This window comes from Rhizobacter sp. P2_D12, assembly GCF_056404395.1.
Genome location: NZ_JBFUEB010000044.1, coordinates 1 through 18,615, shown reverse-complemented (window position 1 = coordinate 18,615; position 18,615 = coordinate 1). Strand labels below are relative to the sequence as shown.

Annotated in this window: 18 protein-coding genes; 5 read left to right on the top strand and 13 right to left on the bottom strand. The window is 67.9% G+C overall.

The annotated features are described in order from the left end of the window. Positions 1-81: 81 nt before the first annotated feature. Positions 82-1,263 (top strand): acyltransferase family protein, encoded by a 1,182-nt coding sequence (locus AC1DYN_RS16250; protein ID WP_477961318.1) that lies wholly within the window; start codon positions 82-84, stop codon positions 1,261-1,263. Between the two features lie 18 nt (positions 1,264-1,281). Here AC1DYN_RS16250 and AC1DYN_RS16245 read toward each other — a convergent pair whose 3' ends face one another. Then, the gene (locus AC1DYN_RS16245; protein WP_477961316.1) at positions 1,282-2,067 is read right to left on the bottom strand and encodes a ferritin-like domain-containing protein; all 786 of its coding nucleotides are present in this window, start codon (positions 2,065-2,067) and stop codon (positions 1,282-1,284) included. A 37-nt stretch (positions 2,068-2,104) separates the two neighbouring features. On the opposite strand from AC1DYN_RS16245, the gene AC1DYN_RS16240 reads away from it, so the two are divergent. The 3 genes from AC1DYN_RS16240 to AC1DYN_RS16230 are packed head-to-tail and all read left to right on the top strand — an operon-like array spanning position 2,105 to position 4,096. After that, positions 2,105-2,629 carry a gamma carbonic anhydrase family protein gene (locus AC1DYN_RS16240; RefSeq protein WP_477961314.1) on the top strand — a complete coding sequence of 175 codons (525 nt, stop codon included), beginning with the start codon at positions 2,105-2,107 and terminating at the stop codon, positions 2,627-2,629. Then, a complete protein-coding gene (hslO, locus tag AC1DYN_RS16235) occupies positions 2,629-3,603 on the top strand; it encodes an Hsp33 family molecular chaperone HslO (protein WP_477961311.1) in 975 nt (324 codons plus the stop codon). Before AC1DYN_RS16240 ends, hslO begins: the two co-directional genes overlap by 1 nt. 16 nt (positions 3,604-3,619) lie before the next feature. After that, positions 3,620-4,096: a CopD family protein gene (locus AC1DYN_RS16230; protein WP_477961309.1), complete on the top strand. Its 477-nt coding sequence runs from the start codon at positions 3,620-3,622 to the stop codon at positions 4,094-4,096. Here the strand turns inward: AC1DYN_RS16230 and AC1DYN_RS16225 are convergent. The 9 genes from AC1DYN_RS16225 to mutS form a co-directional block, all read right to left on the bottom strand. Further along, positions 4,074-4,718, bottom strand: coding sequence for an AAA family ATPase (locus AC1DYN_RS16225; RefSeq protein ID WP_477961307.1), 645 nt, complete (start codon positions 4,716-4,718; stop codon positions 4,074-4,076). The two genes, AC1DYN_RS16230 and AC1DYN_RS16225, sit on opposite strands and share 23 nt — an antisense overlap. After that, positions 4,715-5,323, bottom strand: coding sequence for a nicotinamide riboside transporter PnuC (pnuC, locus tag AC1DYN_RS16220; RefSeq protein ID WP_477961305.1), 609 nt, complete (start codon positions 5,321-5,323; stop codon positions 4,715-4,717). Before pnuC ends, AC1DYN_RS16225 begins: the two co-directional genes overlap by 4 nt. Before the next feature lie 2 nt (positions 5,324-5,325). Next, the gene (ftsB, locus tag AC1DYN_RS16215; protein WP_477961303.1) at positions 5,326-5,604 is read right to left on the bottom strand and encodes a cell division protein FtsB; all 279 of its coding nucleotides are present in this window, start codon (positions 5,602-5,604) and stop codon (positions 5,326-5,328) included. 18 nt (positions 5,605-5,622) lie between these two features. Next, on the bottom strand, positions 5,623-6,906 hold the full coding sequence (eno, locus tag AC1DYN_RS16210) for a phosphopyruvate hydratase (RefSeq protein ID WP_477961301.1): 1,284 nt from the start codon (positions 6,904-6,906) through the stop codon (positions 5,623-5,625). 18 nt (positions 6,907-6,924) lie between these two features. After that, a complete protein-coding gene (kdsA, locus tag AC1DYN_RS16205) occupies positions 6,925-7,779 on the bottom strand; it encodes a 3-deoxy-8-phosphooctulonate synthase (protein ID WP_477961299.1) in 855 nt (284 codons plus the stop codon). Next, positions 7,776-9,452 (bottom strand): CTP synthase, encoded by a 1,677-nt coding sequence (gene pyrG, locus AC1DYN_RS16200; RefSeq protein ID WP_477961297.1) that lies wholly within the window; start codon positions 9,450-9,452, stop codon positions 7,776-7,778. Before pyrG ends, kdsA begins: the two co-directional genes overlap by 4 nt. A 73-nt stretch (positions 9,453-9,525) precedes the next feature. Beyond that, positions 9,526-10,326: an alpha/beta fold hydrolase gene (locus AC1DYN_RS16195; RefSeq protein ID WP_477961295.1), complete on the bottom strand. Its 801-nt coding sequence runs from the start codon at positions 10,324-10,326 to the stop codon at positions 9,526-9,528. Beyond that, the gene (locus AC1DYN_RS16190; RefSeq protein ID WP_477961293.1) at positions 10,326-11,150 is read right to left on the bottom strand and encodes a proteasome-type protease; all 825 of its coding nucleotides are present in this window, start codon (positions 11,148-11,150) and stop codon (positions 10,326-10,328) included. Before AC1DYN_RS16190 ends, AC1DYN_RS16195 begins: the two co-directional genes overlap by 1 nt. Continuing rightward, on the bottom strand, positions 11,147-13,702 hold the full coding sequence (gene mutS / locus AC1DYN_RS16185) for a DNA mismatch repair protein MutS (protein WP_477961291.1): 2,556 nt from the start codon (positions 13,700-13,702) through the stop codon (positions 11,147-11,149). Before mutS ends, AC1DYN_RS16190 begins: the two co-directional genes overlap by 4 nt. A gap of 238 nt (positions 13,703-13,940) precedes the next feature. On the opposite strand from mutS, the gene AC1DYN_RS16180 reads away from it, so the two are divergent. Continuing rightward, positions 13,941-15,248 (top strand): tyrosine-type recombinase/integrase, encoded by a 1,308-nt coding sequence (locus AC1DYN_RS16180; protein ID WP_056806382.1) that lies wholly within the window; start codon positions 13,941-13,943, stop codon positions 15,246-15,248. A 319-nt stretch (positions 15,249-15,567) separates the two neighbouring features. Here the strand turns inward: AC1DYN_RS16180 and AC1DYN_RS16175 are convergent, their stop codons facing one another. The 3 genes from AC1DYN_RS16175 to AC1DYN_RS16165 all read right to left on the bottom strand — a co-directional run bounded on the left by AC1DYN_RS16175 (position 15,568) and on the right by AC1DYN_RS16165 (position 18,492). After that, the gene (locus AC1DYN_RS16175) at positions 15,568-16,143 is read right to left on the bottom strand and encodes a hypothetical protein (RefSeq protein WP_477961289.1); all 576 of its coding nucleotides are present in this window, start codon (positions 16,141-16,143) and stop codon (positions 15,568-15,570) included. A 200-nt stretch (positions 16,144-16,343) separates the two neighbouring features. Continuing rightward, entirely contained in the window at positions 16,344-17,213 is an 870-nt protein-coding gene (locus AC1DYN_RS16170) for an alpha/beta hydrolase (RefSeq protein WP_477961287.1), read from the bottom strand. A gap of 295 nt (positions 17,214-17,508) precedes the next feature. After that, positions 17,509-18,492 (bottom strand): C45 family autoproteolytic acyltransferase/hydrolase, encoded by a 984-nt coding sequence (locus tag AC1DYN_RS16165; RefSeq protein ID WP_477961285.1) that lies wholly within the window; start codon positions 18,490-18,492, stop codon positions 17,509-17,511. Positions 18,493-18,615: the final 123 nt, after the last annotated feature.

The following is an 18,615-nucleotide window of genomic DNA, read 5'->3' as shown; positions in this document are numbered from 1 at the left end:
TTTCCCGGAGATGCGCCCGGCCGGTCCGGCCCGCAGTCGTGGGGTGCCACGGGGGCGGTCGCGGTGCTACAAACGGCGCCGATGTCTTCCACCTCCGCCGCGATCGGCGTGGCCCCGCCGATTGCGCCGGCCGCACGCATTCCCCAGCAACTGCCGGCCCTCGACGGGCTGCGCGGGCTGGCCATCGTGCTGGTGCTGTGCCACAACTTCCAGATCCTCGAGGGGCCACCCGACCTGGCCGGGCGCGTGCTGGAGCTGGCCTTCGACCTGGGCTGGATCGGCGTGCAGCTGTTCTTCGTGCTGAGCGGCTTTCTGATCACGCGCATCCTGCTGCAGACGCAGGATGCGCCGAACTACTACCGTGCGTTCTTCGGCCGGCGGTTCCTGCGCATCTTCCCGCTGTACTACGCGACGCTGGCGGTGACCTTCATCGTGTTGCCGGCATTGAACGCGATGCCGGTGCGCTGGCAGGCCGACTCGCCGCACCAGCTGTGGCTGTGGCTGTATCTCTCCAACTGGACGGGGCCGTACGGCACGGCCACGCATGCCTTCCCGCATTTCTGGTCGCTGGCGGTGGAGGAGCAGTTCTACCTGCTGTGGCCGCTGCTGGTGCACCGGCGCTCGGCGGGCCAGGTGCTGCGCTGGTGCGGATGGATCGCGGTGGCGATCCTCGGGGTGCGTGTCGGCATGCTGGCGGCGGGGCTCGGGCCGGACCCGGTGTACTCGTTCACCGTCACGCGGCTGGACGCGCTGGCGATCGGCGGTGCCGCGGCGGCCTGGCTGCAGTTGCCCGGCAACCCGGCGCGCGCGGTGGCGGCGCGGCAGAAGCTGATCGTCGCGGCACTGGTGCTGGCGGCGCTGGGCTTCGTCGCGACGCATGGCTATCCGCGCACCTCGCCGCTCGGGCAGACGCTCGGCTACAGCGTGCTGGCTGTCGTGTTCGCGCTCGGCGTGGTGGCGGCGGCGGCGGGGGATGCGGTGGGCGCGCGCGGCTGGACTGCTGCGCTGCGGCTCGCGCCCCTGCGCGCGCTGGGCCGCTACAGCTATGCGATGTACATCTTCCACAAGCCCCTGCACGACCTGCTGGGCAAGCCGCTGCTGCAGTCGCTCGGGCTGCACGAGCATGCGGGCAACGGCGTGGCGATCGGCTACGTCGTGGCGGGCACGCTCGCGACGCTGGCGCTGGCGATGCTGTCGTACCACCTGTTCGAGAAGCACTTCCTCGGGCTCAAGCGTTGGTTCGTGGCCGAGCCGGCCAGGTAGCCAGGATTGGCATCCGGGCTACGAGCTGAGAAAAGCGATCTCCTCCGCGCTGAACCCCGCGGCCTCGCGCGCCTCGCGGTTGAAGGGCGGCCGCAGCCGCGGCGCCTCGTACTGGCGCACCAGCTGCGCGTAGTGCGCGATCGGATCCAGCCCGTCGCGCCGGCACAGCCAGCGGTACCAGTGGTTGCCGATCGCGACGTGGCCGATCTCGTCGCGCAGGATCACGTCGAGGATCTCGACCGTGCGCGCGTCGCCGGCCTTGCGGAACTTGGCCTGCATCGGCGGCGTCGCGTCCAGCCCGCGCGCCTCGAGCGTGCGCGGCACCAGCGCCATGCGCGCGACCACGTCGCCGGCCGTGCGCTGCGTCATCAGCCACAGGCCGTCGTGCGCATCGAAGTCGCCGTAGTCGTGGCCGCCGCTGCGCAGGTGCTCGCGCAGCAGCGTGAAATGCAGCGCCTCCTCGCTCGCGACGCGCAGCCAGTCGGCGTAGAACGCGACCGGCATCCCGTCGAAGCGGAACGCGGCATCGAGCGCCAGGTTGATGGCGTTGAACTCGATGTGCGCAATGGCGTGCAGCAACGCGGCCCGGCCTTCGGGCGTGAAGGCCGAGCGCATCGCGACCTGCTTGGGCGGCACCAGCCGCGGCCGTTCGGGCCGGCCCGGCAACTGCGCGGGTGCGTCGATGTGCTCGCCGGGGTCGATCGCACCGGCGTCCAGGGTCGCGAACAGCGCGCGTGCCGCTTGCGCCTTGTCAGCCGGATCGGCCAGGCACAAGACCTGCAGGGCGCGTTGTCGGGGGTTCATCCCTAGAATCATAGGCTTCGCAATTCACGGGCATGCCATGGCCGTCTACCAGCTCGGGGACCTGACGCCCCGCCTCGCCGCCACTGCCTGGGTGGCCGACAGTGCCCGCGTGGTCGGCGACGTCAGCCTTGCCGACGGCGCGAGCGCCTGGTTCGGCGTCGTGATCCGCGGCGACAGCGACCACATCGAGATCGGCCGCGGCAGCAACATCCAGGACAACAGCGTCGTGCACGCCGATGCCGGCTTCCCGACCACCATCGGCGAGTACGTCACCGTCGGCCACCAGGCGATGATCCACGGCTGCAGCATCGGCGACCATTCGCTGGTCGGCATCCAGGCCGTGATCCTGAACGGCGCGAAGATCGGCAAGCACTGCCTGGTCGGCGCCGGCGCGCTGGTCACCGAGGGCCAGAGCTTCCCCGACGGCTCGCTGATCCTCGGCACGCCGGCGCGCGTCGTGCGGCAGCTGACCCCCGAGCAGATGGACGGGCTCACGAAGACCGCCGAGCACTATGTCGAGAATGCCCACCGCTACCGGGCCGGCCTGAAAGAAATCAGCTGATGAGCGAGTTGCACAAGTTCCTGTTCGAAGGCCTGCCGGTGCGCGGCATGCTGGTGCGCCTGACCGATTCGTGGGTCGAGATCCTGCGCCGGCGCAGCGAGGCCTCGGATGCGTTCCCGGCGCCGGTGCGCGCGCTGCTCGGCGAGATGTCGGCGGCGGCGGTGCTGATGCAGTCGAACATCAAGTTCGAAGGCTCGCTCGTGATGCAGATCTTCGGCGACGGCCCGGTCAAGCTGGCGGTGGCCGAGGTGCAGTCCGATCTCGCCTTCCGCACCACCGCCAAGGTGGTCGGCGAGGTGCCGGCCGATGCGCGGCTCGCGGCGATGGTCAACACCGGCGGCAAGGGCCGCTGCGCGATCACGCTCGATCCGAAGCCGCGCGGCCCGGGCCAGCAGCCCTACCAGGGCGTGGTCGCGCTGCATGGCGACCGCGGCGAGCCGCTGCAGAAGCTGTCCGAGGTGCTGGAGCACTACATGCTGCAGTCTGAACAGCTCGACACGCGGCTGATCCTCGCCGCCAACGACGAGGTCGCCGCCGGGTTGCTGATCCAGCGCCTGCCGCTGGAAGGCGAAGGCAACCTGTCGGGCGGGCGCAGCGACGAGGACGAGATCGGCCTGAACGAGGCCTACAACCGCATCTCGCACCTGGCCTCGACGCTGACGCGCGAGGAGCTGCTGACGCTGGATGCCGACACCGTGCTGCGCCGCCTGTTCTGGGAAGAGACGATGCGCCGCTTCCCGGCCATGACCGGCGAGCTGGGACCGCGCTTCGCCTGCACCTGCTCGCGCGAACGCGTCGGCGCGATGCTGAAGGGCCTGGGCCGCGAGGAGGTCGACGGCGTCGTGGCCGAGCAGGGCCGGGTCGAGGTCGGCTGCGACTTCTGCGGCATCAAGTACCACTTCGACGCGGTCGACGTCGGTGAGCTGTTCACGCTCGCGCGCGACCAGCCGCCGAGCAGCACCACGCTGAACTGAGCACCGGAGACGCGCGATGCTTTACGCCGCCCTGAAGGCCGTGCACTTCCTGTCCGTGATCGTCTGGCTGGGCGGCATGTTCTTCGCGCTGTTCTGCCTGCGGCCCGGCGCGGCGCACCTGCCGCCGCCCGAGCGCGTGCCGCTGATGCAGGCGGTGCTGCAGCGCTTCTTCTCGATCGTGCTGTGGGTGGCGCTGGTCACGGTGCTGAGCGGCGGGCTGATGGTCGGGCGCGTCGCATCGACCACCCAGGCCACCGGCGGGCCGTTCAACATGCCGCTCGAATGGACGGTGATGGCCGGCCTGGGCGTGCTGATGGTCGCGATCTTCGGGCACATCCGGTTCGCGCTGTTCAAGCGGGTGCAGCGCGCGAGCGCCGCCCGCGACTGGCCGGCCGCCGGTGCGGCGCTGAAGTCGATCCGCGACTGGGTGGCGGTGAACCTGACGATCGGCGTGGTGATCGTCGTGGTGGTCATTGCCGGGACGATGACGTAGGCAGCAGGTGGCGTTCGCATTCGACGTCGCCGCAGCGTTCGCAGACCCATTGCCAGCGCGGGTTCGCGCGGGCCTCGTCGACGACCGATGGGGCCAGCAGCGCATGCCGCACGGCCAGCAGCGCGTGCGACAGGCGCGCCGGGCCGGTGCCGGCGATGATCGAGTAGCCGACGCCGCCGCGCTCCAGCGCCGCACGCACCAGCGCGTCCACCGGCGCGCGCACGTGCGGCCCGTCGCGCTGCAGGCCGTCGGCCTGCCACGGGATGTCCAGCGCCGTCAGCAGCGTCAGCGTGCAGGCATGCTGCGCGGCCAGTGCCTCGTCGTACAAGCCGGTGTCGTCGAAGATGTGGTCGCTGTAGACGGCGATCATCAAGGCCGTGGTGTCGGCGATCACGATGTCGTGCGAGGCGGCCGCGGCGGCGATGCGGCGTGCCTGCTCATCGGCGATGCCGGCCTGTTCATCGACACGCGGCGTGCGACCGCGCGCATCGCAGAACTCGCGCAGGTACTCGCCGACCAGCGCCACCGCATGCCCTTCGCCGGACAGCGCCGCGTGCAGCTCGCCGGCCAGCGTGGTCTTGCCGGTGCTCTCGGCACCGACGATCCCGACGATGCAGCTCATGCCGTACGCTCCAGCTGCGCCCAGGCGCGCCAGCCGGCGAACGACATCGCGACGAAGATCGCGTACAGCAGCACCGTCAGCCACAGGCCCTTGTAGGCGAACAGCCCGATGCTGACCGTGTTGACGACCACCCAGGTCGGCCAGTTCTCGACGTACTTGCGGCCGAGCAGCCACTGGCCGGCGATGCTGGCGGCGGTGGGGAACGCATCCCACCAGGGCACGTCGGTGTCGGTGAAGCGCTTGAGGAACCAGCCCAGCGCCGGCCACAGCGCGAAGGTGGCCAACAGCAGCGCCTGGCGCCCGCGCGGGCCCAGCGAGCGCACGCGCAGCACCGAGCCATCGGCCTGCCGGCCGCGCAGCCACTGCCACCAGCCCCAGCCGGCGACGACCGCGAAGAACACCTGCAGGCTGGCATCGCCGTAGAGCCGGCTGTTCCAGAACAGCGCCACGTACAGCAGCGAACTGGCGATGGCCAGCGGCCAGCCGATCGGGTTGACGCGGATGTTGCAGACCACCATCGCGATCGCCAGCACGAAGGCCGCCACCTCCAGCCAGGTCACCGGGGAGCCCCACAGCGTGAACGCTGCGGCGAACAGCGATTGCATCGCTAGCGGCGCGCCGTCGACACCTGGACGAAGATCTCGTCCGGCTTGACCATGCCGAGTTCGAAGCGCGCCTTCTCCTCGACCATCTCCAGGCCTTCCTTCAGGTCACTGACCTCGGCCACCAGGCGCTCGTTGCGCGTGCGCGCCACGTCGTTCTCGGCCTTCTTCTGGGCCAGCTTGGCCTGCAGCTCCATCACGCGCGGCGCGCCGCCCTTGCCGAACCACAGTTCGGCATGGACGAGAACCAGCAGCACGATCAGGCCGAGGGTGACGAGGCGCACGTCGAAGCGGAAGGGCGGTCAGCGCAGGTTGTAGAACGCCGCGCGGCCGGGGTAGCTCGCGACGTCGCCCAGGTCTTCCTCGATGCGCAGCAGCTGGTTGTACTTGGCCATGCGGTCCGAGCGGCTCAGCGAGCCGGTCTTGATCTGGCCGGCGTTGGTGCCGACCGCGATGTCGGCGATGGTCGAATCCTCGGTCTCGCCCGAGCGGTGGCTGATGACCGCGGTGTAGTTGGCGCGCTTGGCCATCTCGATGGCGGCGAAGGTCTCGGTTAGCGTGCCGATCTGGTTGATCTTGATCAGGATCGAGTTCGCGATGCGCTTGTCGATGCCTTCCTTCAGGATCTTGGTGTTGGTGACGAACAGGTCGTCGCCCACCAGCTGCACCTTCTGGGTCAGCCGGTCGGTGATGTGCTTCCAGCCGTCCCAGTCGCCTTCGGCCATGCCGTCCTCGATGCTGATGATCGGGTACTTGTCGACCCAGGTCGCGAGGATGTCGGTCCACTCGGGCGCGCTCAGCGTCAGGCCTTCGGCGCCCAGCACGTACTTGCCGTCCTTGTAGAACTCGCTGGCGGCGCAATCCAGGCCCAGCGCGATCTGCTCGCCGGCGGTGAAGCCGGCCTTGTCGATCGCCTGCAGGATCAGCTGGATCGCCGCTTCGTGGCTGGCCACGCTGGGTGCGAAGCCGCCTTCGTCGCCGACCGCGGTGCTCATGCCCTTGTCGTTGATGATCTTCTTCAGCGCGTGGAACACCTCGGCGCCGTAGCGCATCGCCTCGCGGAAGCTCGGGGCGCCCACCGGGATGATCATCAGTTCCTGCAGGTCGAGGCTGTTGTTGGCGTGCGCGCCGCCGTTGATGACGTTCATCATCGGCACCGGCATCTGCATCGCGCCCGAGCCGCCGAAGTAGCGGTACAGCGGCAGCCCGCTTTCCTCGGCCGCGGCGCGTGCCACCGCCATCGACACCGCGAGCGTGGCGTTCGCGCCCAGGCGGCTCTTGTTCTCGGTGCCGTCCAGGTCGATCAGCGTGCGGTCGAGGAAGGCCTGCTCGGAAGCGTCGAGGCCCAGCACCGCTTCGCTGATCTCGGTGTTGACGTGCTCGACCGCCTTCAGCACGCCCTTGCCGAGGTAGCGGTTCTTGTCGCCATCGCGCAGCTCGATCGCTTCGCGCGAGCCGGTGGACGCGCCCGAGGGCACGGCCGCGCGGCCCATCACGCCGGACTCCAGCAGCACGTCGCATTCGACGGTCGGGTTGCCGCGGCTGTCGAGAATCTCGCGGCCTACGATGTCAACAATGGCACTCATCAGTCTTCCTTGGGCAGTTCAGTTGAAATCGACTTCGAGGAAGCCGTTCTTCTTGGTGATGCGATCGAGCTCGACCAGGGTCGAGAGCAGGTCCTTCATGCGCTTGAGCGGCACGGCGTTCGGCCCGTCGCTCAGCGCCTCGGCCGGGTTCGGGTGGGTTTCCATGAACACGCCGGCCACGCCGACCGCGACGGCCGCGCGCGCCAGCACCGGCACGAACTCGCGCTGGCCGCCCGAGCTGGTGCCCTGGCCACCGGGCAGCTGCACCGAGTGGGTCGCGTCGAACACCACCGGCGCTTTCGTCTCGCGCATGATGGCCAGCGAGCGCATGTCGCTGACCAGGTTGTTGTAGCCGAAGCTCGCGCCGCGCTCGCAGGCCATGAAGCTGTCTTCCGGCAGGCCCTTCTCGCGTGCCGCGGCACGGGCCTTGTCGATCACGTTCTTCATGTCGCCGGGGGCGAGGAACTGGCCCTTCTTGATGTTGACCGGCTTGCCCGATTGCGCCACCGCGCGGATGAAATCGGTCTGGCGGCACAGGAAGGCGGGCGTCTGCAGCACGTCGACGACGGCGGCCACGCGGGCGATCTCGTCTTCGCTGTGCACGTCGGTGAGCACCGGCACGCCGATCTCGCGCTTCACCTTGGCCAGGATCTCCAGCCCGCGCTCCATGCCGGGCCCGCGGAACGAGGTGCCCGACGAGCGGTTGGCCTTGTCGTAGCTCGACTTGAAGATGAACGGGATGCCCAGCGCGGCCGTCATCTCCTTCAGCTGGCCGGCGACGTCGAGCTGCAGCTGCTCGGTCTCGACCACGCAGGGGCCGGCGATCAGGAAGAAGGGGCGGTCGAGGCCGGCGTCGAATCCACAGAGCTTCATGCTGCCGCCTTTTCGGTTTGTTGGTCCGAGCGCGCCGCCTGGTGCGCCAGCGCCGCCTGGATGTAGGAGCGGAACAGCGGGTGACCGTCCCAGGGCGTCGACTTGAACTCGGGGTGGAACTGCACGCCCATGAACCACGGGTGCACGGTGCGCGGCAGCTCGACGATCTCGGTCAGTTTCTCGCGCTGCGTCAGCGCCGAGATCACGAGGCCGGCGTCGCGCAGCTTGTCGAGGTAGTTGACGTTGGCTTCGTAGCGGTGGCGGTGGCGCTCGTTGACGACGTCGCCGTAGATCTCGTGCGCCAGCGTGCCGGGCTTCACGTCGGAACTCTGCGCGCCCAGGCGCATCGTGCCGCCGAGGTCGGAGTTGGCGTCGCGCGTCTGGATCGAGCCATCGGCGTCCTGCCATTCGTCGATCAGCGCGATCACCGGGTGCGGCGTGTCGGGCGCGAACTCGGTGCTGTTGGCGTCTGCCAGGCCGGCCTTGTGGCGGGCGATCTCGATCGTCGCGACCTGCATGCCCAGGCAGATGCCGAGGTAGGGCAGCTTGTGCTCGCGGGCGAACTGGGCGGTCAGGATCTTGCCTTCGACGCCGCGCTTGCCGAAGCCGCCCGGCACCAGCACCGCGTCGTAGCGGGCCAGCTGGCCGACGTTGTCGGGGGTCAGCGTCTCGGAGTCGACGTACTCGATGTTGATGCGGGCGTGGTTGTGGATGCCGGCGTGGCGCAGCGCCTCGTTGAGCGACTTGTACGAGTCGGACAGGTCGGTGTACTTGCCGCACATCGCGATCGTCACCTCGCGCTTCGGGTGCTCGACCTCGTCGACCAGCGCGTCCCAGCGCTTCAGGTTGGCCGGCGGCGTGTTGATGCGCAGCTTGTCGCAGATCAGGCCGTCCAGGCCCTGCTCGTGCAGCATGCGCGGCACCTTGTAGATGGTGTCGGCATCCCACACCGAGATCACGCCCCATTCGGGGACGTTGGTGAAGAGGGAGATCTTCTCGCGCTCTTCGTCGGGGATGCGGCGGTCGGCGCGGCACAGCAGCGCATCGGCCTGGATGCCGATCTCGCGCAGCTTCTGCACCGTGTGCTGGGTCGGCTTGGTCTTCAGCTCGCCGGCGGCGGCGATCCACGGCACGTAGGTCAGGTGCACGAAGGCGGTGTTGTTGGCGCCCATGCGCAGGCTCATCTGAYGCGCAGCCTCGAGGAAGGGCAGCGATTCGATGTCGCCGACGGTGCCGCCGACCTCGACGATCGCGACGTCGACCGCGTGGTCGGTGCCGAAGGCGGCGCCGCGCTTGATGAATTCCTGGATCTCGTTGGTGACGTGCGGGATCACCTGCACCGTCTTGCCGAGGTAGTCGCCGCGGCGCTCCTTCTCGAGCACGCTCTTGTAGATCTGGCCGGTGGTGAAGTTGTTGGCTTTCTTCATCCGGGTGGTGATGAAGCGCTCGTAGTGGCCGAGATCCAGGTCGGTCTCGGCACCGTCGTCGGTGACGAAGACCTCGCCGTGCTGGAAGGGGGACATGGTGCCCGGATCGACGTTGAGGTACGGATCCAGCTTGATGAGGGTGACCTTGAGGCCGCGCGATTCGAGAATCGCTGCAAGCGATGCAGCCGCGATGCCCTTGCCCAGCGAGGACACCACACCGCCGGTGACAAAGACGAACTTGGTCATTGCAGGGTCAGCATGTGCCTGTTGAGCAAATGCCGTGGTGGTAAAGCGCGATTATAGGCGCGTGCCATCCGGGCTACTGGAAGCTGTCCAGCCAGCGCAGCACTTCGGCCGCCGCTTGCCCCGGCTGCTCGAAGGGGAACAGGTGCGAGCCTTCGATCCACGAGATGCGGCCTTCGGTCCAGCGCTCGGTCGCCTTCATGCCGACCTGGCGCACCTCGGCCGACTGCGTGCCGCCGATGAAGGCCATCGGGCAGGCGAGCGGGCGGCGCGCCAGCAGCCGCGGGATGTGGTGCGGCAGCGTGTAGTAGATCTGCGTCTCGACCTCGCGCCGGAAGGCCAGCGACTGCCCGTGGCCGGACGGCTCGAGGCCGGCCGCGATGTAGTCGCGCAGCACGCCCGGCGCCCAGCGCGCGAAGGCGGGCTTGGATCCGAAGTGCTCCAGGGCGGCCTCGGCGCTGGGCCAGTGCTGGCGCCGGCGCCGGGAGACGTTGCCGGGCGACAGGCTCTTGCCGATGCCGGTCGCCTTGGCCAGCTGCAGCGTGCGTGCCAGCAGCCCGCCGATCAGCGGCGAATCCATCAGCACCACGCCGCGCGCGAGATCGGGCCGCTTCGCCGCCGCGAGCACGCTGAGGAAGCCGCCCAGCGAATGCCCGACCAGCCAGGCCGGGCCGTGCACCTCGGCCTCGATGAAGGCGATCAGCTGGTTGCGCAGCTGCGGCCAGTTGCTGGTGACGCCGTAGCGCTCGTCGTGGCCGTATTTCTCGACCGCATGCACCGCGTAGCCTGCGGCGCGCCAGGCTTCGAACAGCACGCGGTAGGTGCCGGCCGGGAAGCTGTTGGCGTGCGAGAAGACGATGCTTCCGCGCGCGGCCATCAGACGATCTTCTCGCCCGGGTGCGTGATCTTGCGCATCGGCTCGTAGCGCTCGGACGGCACGCACAGCGGGTGCTCGGCGGCGCTGCCGTCCCAGTGCGGGTCGTCGATCGACTCGAACACCTGGCGCAGCTTCTGGCCCCAGGTGCTGCGGATCATCGCGAAATACGGGTTGCGCTCGTCGATGCAGATCATCTGCTGCGACTGGAAGGCATCCGCCTCGTAGACCAGCAGGTCGAGCGGCAGGCCCACCGACAGGTTGGACTTCAGCGTCGAATCCATCGACACCAGCGCGCACTTGGCGGCCTCGTCGAGCGCGGTCTGCGGCGTGATCATGCGGTCGAGCACCGGCTTGCCGTACTTCGATTCGCCGACCTGGAAGTAGCAGGTCTCGCGCGTCGCCTCGATGAAGTTGCCGGCCGAGTACACCAGGAAGAGCCGCATCGCCTCGCCCTTGATCTGGCCGCCGAGGATCATCGAGGCGTTGAAGTCGACGCCGGCCTGCTTCAGCGACGGGCCGTCCTGGTCGTAGACGCGGCGCACCGCGCTGCCCAGCACGCGGGCGGCGTCGAACATGCTGGTGGCGTTCCAGATCGTGATCGGCGGTTCGTCGCCGTTGTCGAGCTTCTCGACCTGCAGGATCTCGCGCACCGACTGCGAGATCGACAAGTTGCCGGCCGACAGCAGCACCATGAAGCGGTCGCCCGTCTTCTCGTACACCATCATCTTGCGGTAGGTGCTGATCTGGTCCAGGCCCGCGTTGGTGCGCGAGTCGGAGAGGAAGACGAGGCCGGCATCGAGCTTGATGCCCACGCAGTAGGTCATGTGGGTGTGTCCTGCAGGGTCTTGAGGCGGTACAGCGCGTCGAGCGCCTCCTTCGGCGACAGCATATCGGGGTTGAGCGCCGCCAGCGCCCGATCGATGGCCGAGGCCGGCTTCTCGGCTTCGGGGGCCGGTGCCGCGAACAGGTCGATCTGCGCGCTGCCGGCGTGCTGCTGCGCCTCGAGCGCCTCCAGCGTGGCACGCGCCTGGCGCACCAGGGTGCCCGGCATGCCGGCCAGCCGCGCCACCTGCACGCCGTAGCTGCGGCTGGCGGGGCCGGCCTGGATGTCGTGCAGGAAGACGATGTCGTCGCCGCTCTCGGCGGCCGACACGTGCACGTTGAGCGCGCGGTCGTGCTTGACCGGGAACTCGGTCAGCTCGAAGTAGTGCGTCGCGAACAGCGTGAAGCTCTTGTTGCGCTCGTGCAGGTGGCTGGCGATGGCGCCGGCCAGCGCCAGCCCGTCGAAGGTGGAGGTGCCGCGGCCGATCTCGTCCATCAGCACCAGCGACTGCTCGCCGGCGCCGTGGATGATCGCGGCGGCCTCGGTCATCTCGAGCATGAAGGTCGATTGCGCGTTGGCCAGGTCGTCGGCCGCGCCGATGCGGGTGTGGATGGCGTCGATCGGGCCGAGCCGGCAGTCGTCGGCCGGCACGAAGGAGCCGATGGCGGCCAGCAGCACGATCAGCGCCACCTGGCGCATGAAGGTGCTCTTGCCGCCCATGTTGGGGCCGGTGATCACCAGCATCTTGCGCGCGGCGTCGAGCCGGCAGTCGTTGGCCATGAAGTTGCCGCCGCCGGTCTCGGCCAGGCGTGCTTCGACCACCGGGTGGCGGCCGGCGGCGATGTCGATGCAGGGCTCGCGCACGAAGGCCGGGCGCGTCCAGTTCAGCGTGTCGGCGCGTTCGGCCAGCGCGGCCAGCGCATCCAGGCTGGCCAGTGCGCGCGCCAGGCCGGACAGCGCCTCCAGGTGGCCCTGCAGCTGGTCGATCAGCTGCTCGTACAGCATCTTCTCGCGCGCCAGCGAGCGCTCTTGCGCCGACAAGGCCTTGTCCTCGAAGGCCTTCAGCTCGGGCGTGATGAAGCGCTCGGCGTTCTTCAGCGTCTGGCGGCGCTGGTAGTCCATCGGCACCTTGCCGGCCTGGCCCTGGGTCACCTCGATGTAGAAGCCGTGCACCTTGTTGTATTGCACGCGCAGGTTGGCGATGCCGGTGCGGGCGCGCTCGCGGGTTTCGAGGTCGATCAGGAAGGCGTCGCAGTTCTGGCTGATGTCGCGCAGCTCGTCGAGCGACGCATCGAAGCCGCGCGCGATCACGCCGCCGTCGCGCAGCAGCACCGAGGGCTCGTCGGCGATGGCGCTGCGCAGCAGCTCTTCGATGGCGGGCGAAGGCGTCAGCGCCTCGGCCAGCATCTCGAGCAGCAGCGCCTGGCGCGGCACGCGCTCGCGCAGCGCGGGCAGGCCTTGCAGCGTGGCGCGCAGGCCGGTGAGCTCGCGCGGGCGCACCTGGCGCAGCGCGATGCGGGCGGTGATGCGTTCGACGTCGCTGACGCCGCGCAGCGTTTCGCGCAGCGGCGCGACGCCGTGCTCGAGCAGCACGTCGAGCGCGTCGTGGCGCTGCGTGGCCACGATGCGCTCGCGCAGCGGGTGCGTCAGCCAGTGGCGCAGCGCGCGGCTGCCCATGCCGGTGCGGCAGGTGTCCAGCAGCGACAGCAGCGTGGGCGCGTCGTCGCCGCGCAGCGTCTGCGTGAGTTCGAGGTTGCGGTGCGTGGTGGGCGGCAGGTCGAGCAGGTCGCCGCTGCGTTCGACCTGCAGCGCGCGCACGTGGGCCAGCGCCTGGCCTTGCGTGTGCTCGGCATAGCTCAGCAGCGCGGCGGCGGCGGCCTGGGCGGTGGACAGCTCCTGTGCGTTGAAGCCGGCGAGGCTGGCCACGCGCAGCTGCTCGCACAGCTTGCGCAGGCCGAGCGCGGTGTCGAACTGCCAGCCGGGGCGGTGCGTGATCGCGATGCGCGATTGCGCGACGGCGGCGGGCACCTGTTCGCGGTCGACCAGCACTTCGGCGGCGTTGAGCCGGGCCAGCCAGCCGGGCAGTTCGCGCTCGGTGCATTCGGTGAGGCCGAGCTGGCCGCTGCTGAGGCCCAGCCACGCGAGGCCGTAGCTGGTGGTGCCGCGTTGCGTCTTCTGCGAGACGGCCAGCAGCAGCGCGTCGCGCTTGTCGGCCAGCAGCTCGGTGTCGGTGACGGTGCCGGGCGTGACCACGCGCACCACCTTGCGCTCGACCGGGCCCTTGGCGGTGGCGACGTCGCCCACCTGCTCGGCGATCGCGACCGCCTCGCCCATCTTGATCAGCTTGGCCAGGTAGCTCTCGACCGAGTGCACCGGCACGCCGGCCATCACCACCGGCTCGCCGCCGCTCTGGCCGCGGCTGGTGAGCGTGATGTCGAGCAGCTTGTTGGCGCGGCGCGCGTCGTCGTAGAACAGCTCGTAGAAATCACCCATGCGGTAGAACACCAGCGTCTCGGGGTGCTCGGCCTTGATGCGCAGGTACTGCTGCATCATTGGGGTGTGGGCCGAAACGGGGACCGGCGCGGGAGCGCGGCTGGCGGCCGCTTCTTCAGCTAACTCGTTGAATTGCTGAGTATTTTTGTCGGATGACATGGTCACGATGGACTTTTCAGCGCCTATAAAAACTTGGGGAAACTTGGCCGTTCTGCGTAGGTTTGCGGACTTCTAAAATGGAAACCTACGCTGGGCTGCGACCCGGTCTTCCAGAAAACCTACGCTTGCAGGGAGCGCAATGCAGTTCGACGCCCGCGCAGCCAAGGCACTTCAGCCAGGCGCGCACCTTACCATCGACGGCTGCCCAGGCCTTCGTCTCGAAGCCACTCAAACCCGACGCGCTTGGACCTATCGGTACCGCAGTCCGGTCGACACGCGGATGCGCCAAGTCGGCCTGGGGCGGTGGCCAGCGATGTCGTTTCCGGCGGCTGCGGCCGAGTGGGAGCGTTTGCGCGAGGAGCGCGATGCGGGTGGCGATCCCGCGCTGTCGAAGCGCCAAGCGCGGGAGGCCGAGCGGACGGCCCGCGTGGCAGCCAAACAGGAGCAGCAGGAGCGTGGGTATACGGTGCGCCTCCTGTGCGACGACTACCTGACGGGCCACGTCGACCGAGCCCGCAAGCCCAAAGGGGCGATCGAAGTGCGGCGCATGTTCGACACGATGCTCGGCGCGCTCGACTCGGAGCCGGCCTCCACGCTGACCCGGCGGCAATGCTTCGACCTGCTGGAGTCGCTGCAGCGCATCCCAGTGCAGGCTGCGAAGCTGCGGGCCGAGCTGGGCGCTGCGTGGGACTACGCGCTCGACGCCGGGCGGATCCCGGAGAGCACTCCGAACTGGTGGCGCCAGATCATGCGCGGGCGGCTGCGCTCGAAGGGCAAAAAGATCTCCGGCGAGTCGATCGGTACCTCGAAGCGTGCACTCAGTGCGGCGGAGGCGGGTGCGCTCATCGCCTGGCTACCGAACTTTCCCCGCCTGATCGAGGACGCGCTGACGGTCTACCTGTGGACGCTCGCGCGAGGCGCCGAGATCATGGCGATGGAGTCCGGCGAGATTTCAAAGGAAAAGGATGGTTGGTGGTGGACCGTGCCGAAGATGAAGACCAAGAACGCGCGGCATGCGAACGCCACGGACTTCCGTGTGCCGCTGGCGGGCAGGGCGCTCGATGTCATCCGCCGGCGGATGGAGGTGCATGACGGCTACCTGTTTCCGTCGCCAGGGGAAGGTGGCCACGTGTTGCAGAAGACGATCCAGACGGCGGTGCACTACCACCAGCCGTACAGCAAGACGCGGCCGGAGCATGCTCGGCCACGTCTTCAGGTCACTCACTGGTCACCGCATGATCTTCGGCGCACCTCTCGCACCTTCCTCACGTCGCTAGAGTGCCCTGACGACGTAGGTGAGGCGATGTTGGGGCACATGCAGGAGGGGGTAAAGGGGATCTACAACCTGCACACATACGACAAGCAGCGCCGTGTCTGGATCAACCGTCTGTCCGCGCACCTCGAAGAGTTGGCGCAGCGGCGGATACATCTATCCACCTCACGCTGATGGGCCGGGGGGGCGACGGCATGTGAGCGCCGAGCGTCAGCGTCAGGCTGGTTGTGTTCGGGCATGTCTAGCCGCCGAGCAATAGCTCGGACCGAATGGAGGCGTTCGTCGCGCCTCGCGTCGAGCCCCACGCAACGCGCCCGAGCGGCCGATCTGCAACGCCCGAGGGGATAGGGCCGTTTGCGGCGCCGAGCTGGTCGAACGGCTGCTCTCGCGAGCGGCGAAGCGGAGCTATCGACCCATTGCAGTCGGTGGCGCGATTGCATTCAACGCCCGCAAGCGGACGCTCGGTGTTTGAGCACTTCGGTGCCGCGAGGGGCTATTCCGTGTAGGTCAACCTCACCGATTGCCCGATCTCGACCTGTTCCACCAGCCAGCGAACACCGTTGGTTGTTCCGCCTGACCGCACAGAAAGGGAGTGCACTTCCACATTGCAGGTTGCACCGACAAAGCACACTACCGCTTGCAGAAGCTCGGCATCGCCCAGAGTGGCTTCGACACCTGAGCCAGCATCCGTGGTTACGCTCAAACAGGCGCGGCGCGGCGCGCGCGTATGAGAGAACGCTTTAGCCCGCGGCTCAGGCAGTTGCGGAAAGCTCTGCCGAAGGCGGGCCAGGGTTTCGTCGAATGGTAGGTCCGGCTCGACTCCCGTGCTGACTGGGATGGTCACTTTGCCCGCGGCGGTGTACGCAATGCATACCTGATCTTGCGGCGAGAGATTCCACAATGGCCAGTGCTCAGAACGTTGTTCGCCACCTGCGGTAGTCAAACTATTGAGAGTGAGCTGCGCGGCACCGCGGGCCGTTGCGACGATAGTTGCCGTGAGCACACTTACCTCCGGCGAGCCGGCGCAAGCTATGACATGCTCATTCAGCGAAACGGTGAAGTAGGCCATATCTGGGAATTCTGACGGAGGTGTTGCCGTTTTAGAACGAAGCCCACTCCGCGACATGCCCGCCGGGTCAGCCGCGAGTGGACGTTCATCACCGGCAGTTCGTGGCCGGCCTCCGGCATTCGAGCACATGGCCCGGGGCGGCAGAAACTGACCCGGCTGGCAGGCAGCACCAGCGCTTGCATACGTGGCTGACGAAGGAATCAGATCCCACTTCGGAGGTGCTTTTCCAGGAACGGCAGGACCGTGCTTTGATACGCTTTTGGGCCATGCCTATAGAGGTCTACATGAGCAGCCCCTTCGACTGCCCAGAATTGTTTTGGCTCACGTGCCGCCTCGAATATGCGCTTGCTCTCCGCGAGGGTTGTGTGCTCGTCCGCTGTGCCTGAGGCGATGAGGACGGGCGCATTCAGCGACGGGATGTCCATGATTGGCTGAATCTGTTCAGGATGCAGTCCGAGACGCAGCGGGAGTTGCCACAGCAAGGGCGGGGCCAGATATCGCCCGGCCGGCCCCAACTGCCTTACCAGCCGGTCGGAGACCGCTTCTGCAATGGTTGGGAACATGGACTCCAGAACAACCGCGTCCGGTGACGGTACCGCTTTCGCAAGCACCGCAGATGCCGCACCGAGTGACACTCCGACGATTCCGATTCTCTCGCCTGGGAGTCGATTCCGGAGATAGTCCAATGCGGCCCTGACACCTTCGGCTTCACGAACTCCGAATGTGATTCGGTCACCAGTGCTCTCGCCGTGAGCGGGAAGGTCGATCAGGAATGCCGTATACCCCAAACCACTGAGCAACCTGGCACGTTCGATCATCTGTCGCCGATCACTCCGTACGCCATGCAATAGAAGGACCGCACCCGAGCGAGGCCGGCCAAGAACAAGCCAACCAGAAACGGCTCCACCGGAAGCTGTGCGAATGACGACCGAGGTGGCGTGCAGATCCAACGGCGCGGGGCCGACAGATCCCGTTGCAGGCCGACTCAGAGCTTCGCCGGCCCCACCAAAGGCCGCCGCAACGAGGAGGACGCTGATGAAGAGACTGACGATGAGACGGCGTATGTTCATTTTGGTCGGCGAGAACGCGTACGCCAGTTGAATGGATATGACTCGAGAACCATTGCGCTTCAGCCTACCTCAAAGCGGTCGCCTGCGACCGGCCGATAGTGGCCGAGACCTCCAGTTCGCGGCCGGCGCCAACAGCTGCCGCTCGGCTTGGCCGGGCTCGATCGACCGGTTCATAAGGCGGTGAGCTCACCTTGCCGACCCTTAGGAGTCATATCGCAGGTTAACCCGTCCGAAAGCCGACGGTAGCTGCTCATGAGCGGGTGCCACCTTTGGCCCCAGCCCGGCCCCGCTCGGTTCAGTTCATGAGGTCGCCGTATTCATGCACGTACTCCGCGGGTTCGAACGATCCGATCCGCTGCGTCATGACGTGGCCCGGCCACAGGTAGTCGACAGTCAAGGCGCAGGGACGATAGACCGCGCTGTACACGGTGGGTGCCGACGCCGCGCGCGAATAAATCGGCGCCGCAAGGAAGGTGTCGACCATCTTCGCGAGCGTAACGTCCGAGCGATCGAGCGCATCGAGCGCTGCCTGCTGACGCGCGACCGAGTTCGCCCTTGCGCTTGACAAGTTGCTCGCATCGCTCGCGTCCTGATGATTGGCGCACACTGCGGTGCGCGACACGGTGGCCGGGCGGTCAGGGCTCAGGAAGACAATCGCATGGTCGCCCGTCTTGTCCAGCACGGTGACGTTCTGCGACTGAGCCACCGGGATCCGGCACAGTGCGGCGACCGCTTCGGATACGCGGCTGCAGGTTTCCAGCACGTATCGAAGGACCAGGATGATCGCGAAGCCGGCGCCTTGCGCCGGCCGACCGCCGAACGTCAGACTCGCCACGAGCCCGTCGGCGTTCATCCCGTCGAGACAGCCGCCCCACGGTCGCTGCCCCTTGCAGATCACTTCCCGGCCGAACCAGCGTGTCGATTCGAACTGCTCGGAGACGGTCTCGAGCGGGTAGTCGTAGTTGCGGATAAGCGCCGGGCCGTCGTCGCCGAACCAAACCGTCTGGGTGCATCCGTGCGGCAGCAGCGGCGGGCGGTACTGGCTGAGAATCTGCGGTGCGAGTGCGTCGCCGCCGACGAGGGCGCAAGCCTGCGCATACAGGCCGAGCAGCTCCGGCATGTGTTTTCCAAGCTGTGCCTCGCACTCGGCGCCTGAGGGCGGGGCGCTTCGTCCGCGGCCTCGATACCAGGCTTCGGCTTCCGCGCGACCTTCCACGAACCGCGCCAGCCAGTCGGTACCTGGCACGTCCTCACGAATCGCGCGGAAGCGTTTGTGCATCGCCGATCGTATCGCGCTGGGGAGAGACAAATCTCCAAGAGACACACCCGGTGGTCCCACCTAACGAAGGGATCCCCGGGGCGCGCCTTCCAGCAGGATCCGCAGCGGCGAGCGTTGCAGGAT

Bases quoted from the DNA above. Each gene is read 5' to 3' on its own strand.
- hslO (WP_477961311.1), top strand. From the start codon at position 2,629: ATGAGCGAGTTGCACAAGTTCCTGTTCGAAGGCCTGCCGGTGCGCGGC.
- AC1DYN_RS16175 (WP_477961289.1), bottom strand. From the start codon at position 16,143: ATGGCCTACTTCACCGTTTCGCTGAATGAGCATGTCATAGCTTGCGCC.
- pnuC (WP_477961305.1), bottom strand. From the start codon at position 5,323: ATGCAATCGCTGTTCGCCGCAGCGTTCACGCTGTGGGGCTCCCCGGTG.
- AC1DYN_RS16195 (WP_477961295.1), bottom strand. From the start codon at position 10,326: ATGGCCGCGCGCGGAAGCATCGTCTTCTCGCACGCCAACAGCTTCCCG.
- AC1DYN_RS16230 (WP_477961309.1), top strand. From the start codon at position 3,620: ATGCTTTACGCCGCCCTGAAGGCCGTGCACTTCCTGTCCGTGATCGTC.
- AC1DYN_RS16180 (WP_056806382.1), top strand. From the start codon at position 13,941: ATGCAGTTCGACGCCCGCGCAGCCAAGGCACTTCAGCCAGGCGCGCAC.
- kdsA (WP_477961299.1), bottom strand. From the start codon at position 7,779: ATGAAGCTCTGTGGATTCGACGCCGGCCTCGACCGCCCCTTCTTCCTG.
- AC1DYN_RS16240 (WP_477961314.1), top strand. From the start codon at position 2,105: ATGGCCGTCTACCAGCTCGGGGACCTGACGCCCCGCCTCGCCGCCACT.
- AC1DYN_RS16165 (WP_477961285.1), bottom strand. From the start codon at position 18,492: ATGCACAAACGCTTCCGCGCGATTCGTGAGGACGTGCCAGGTACCGAC.
- AC1DYN_RS16225 (WP_477961307.1), bottom strand. From the start codon at position 4,718: ATGAGCTGCATCGTCGGGATCGTCGGTGCCGAGAGCACCGGCAAGACC.
- mutS (WP_477961291.1), bottom strand. From the start codon at position 13,702: ATGATGCAGCAGTACCTGCGCATCAAGGCCGAGCACCCCGAGACGCTG.
- AC1DYN_RS16245 (WP_477961316.1), bottom strand. From the start codon at position 2,067: ATGAACCCCCGACAACGCGCCCTGCAGGTCTTGTGCCTGGCCGATCCG.
- AC1DYN_RS16170 (WP_477961287.1), bottom strand. From the start codon at position 17,213: ATGAACATACGCCGTCTCATCGTCAGTCTCTTCATCAGCGTCCTCCTC.
- AC1DYN_RS16250 (WP_477961318.1), top strand. From the start codon at position 82: ATGTCTTCCACCTCCGCCGCGATCGGCGTGGCCCCGCCGATTGCGCCG.
- eno (WP_477961301.1), bottom strand. From the start codon at position 6,906: ATGAGTGCCATTGTTGACATCGTAGGCCGCGAGATTCTCGACAGCCGC.
- AC1DYN_RS16190 (WP_477961293.1), bottom strand. From the start codon at position 11,150: ATGACCTACTGCGTGGGCATCAAGCTCGATGCCGGCCTCGTCTTCCTC.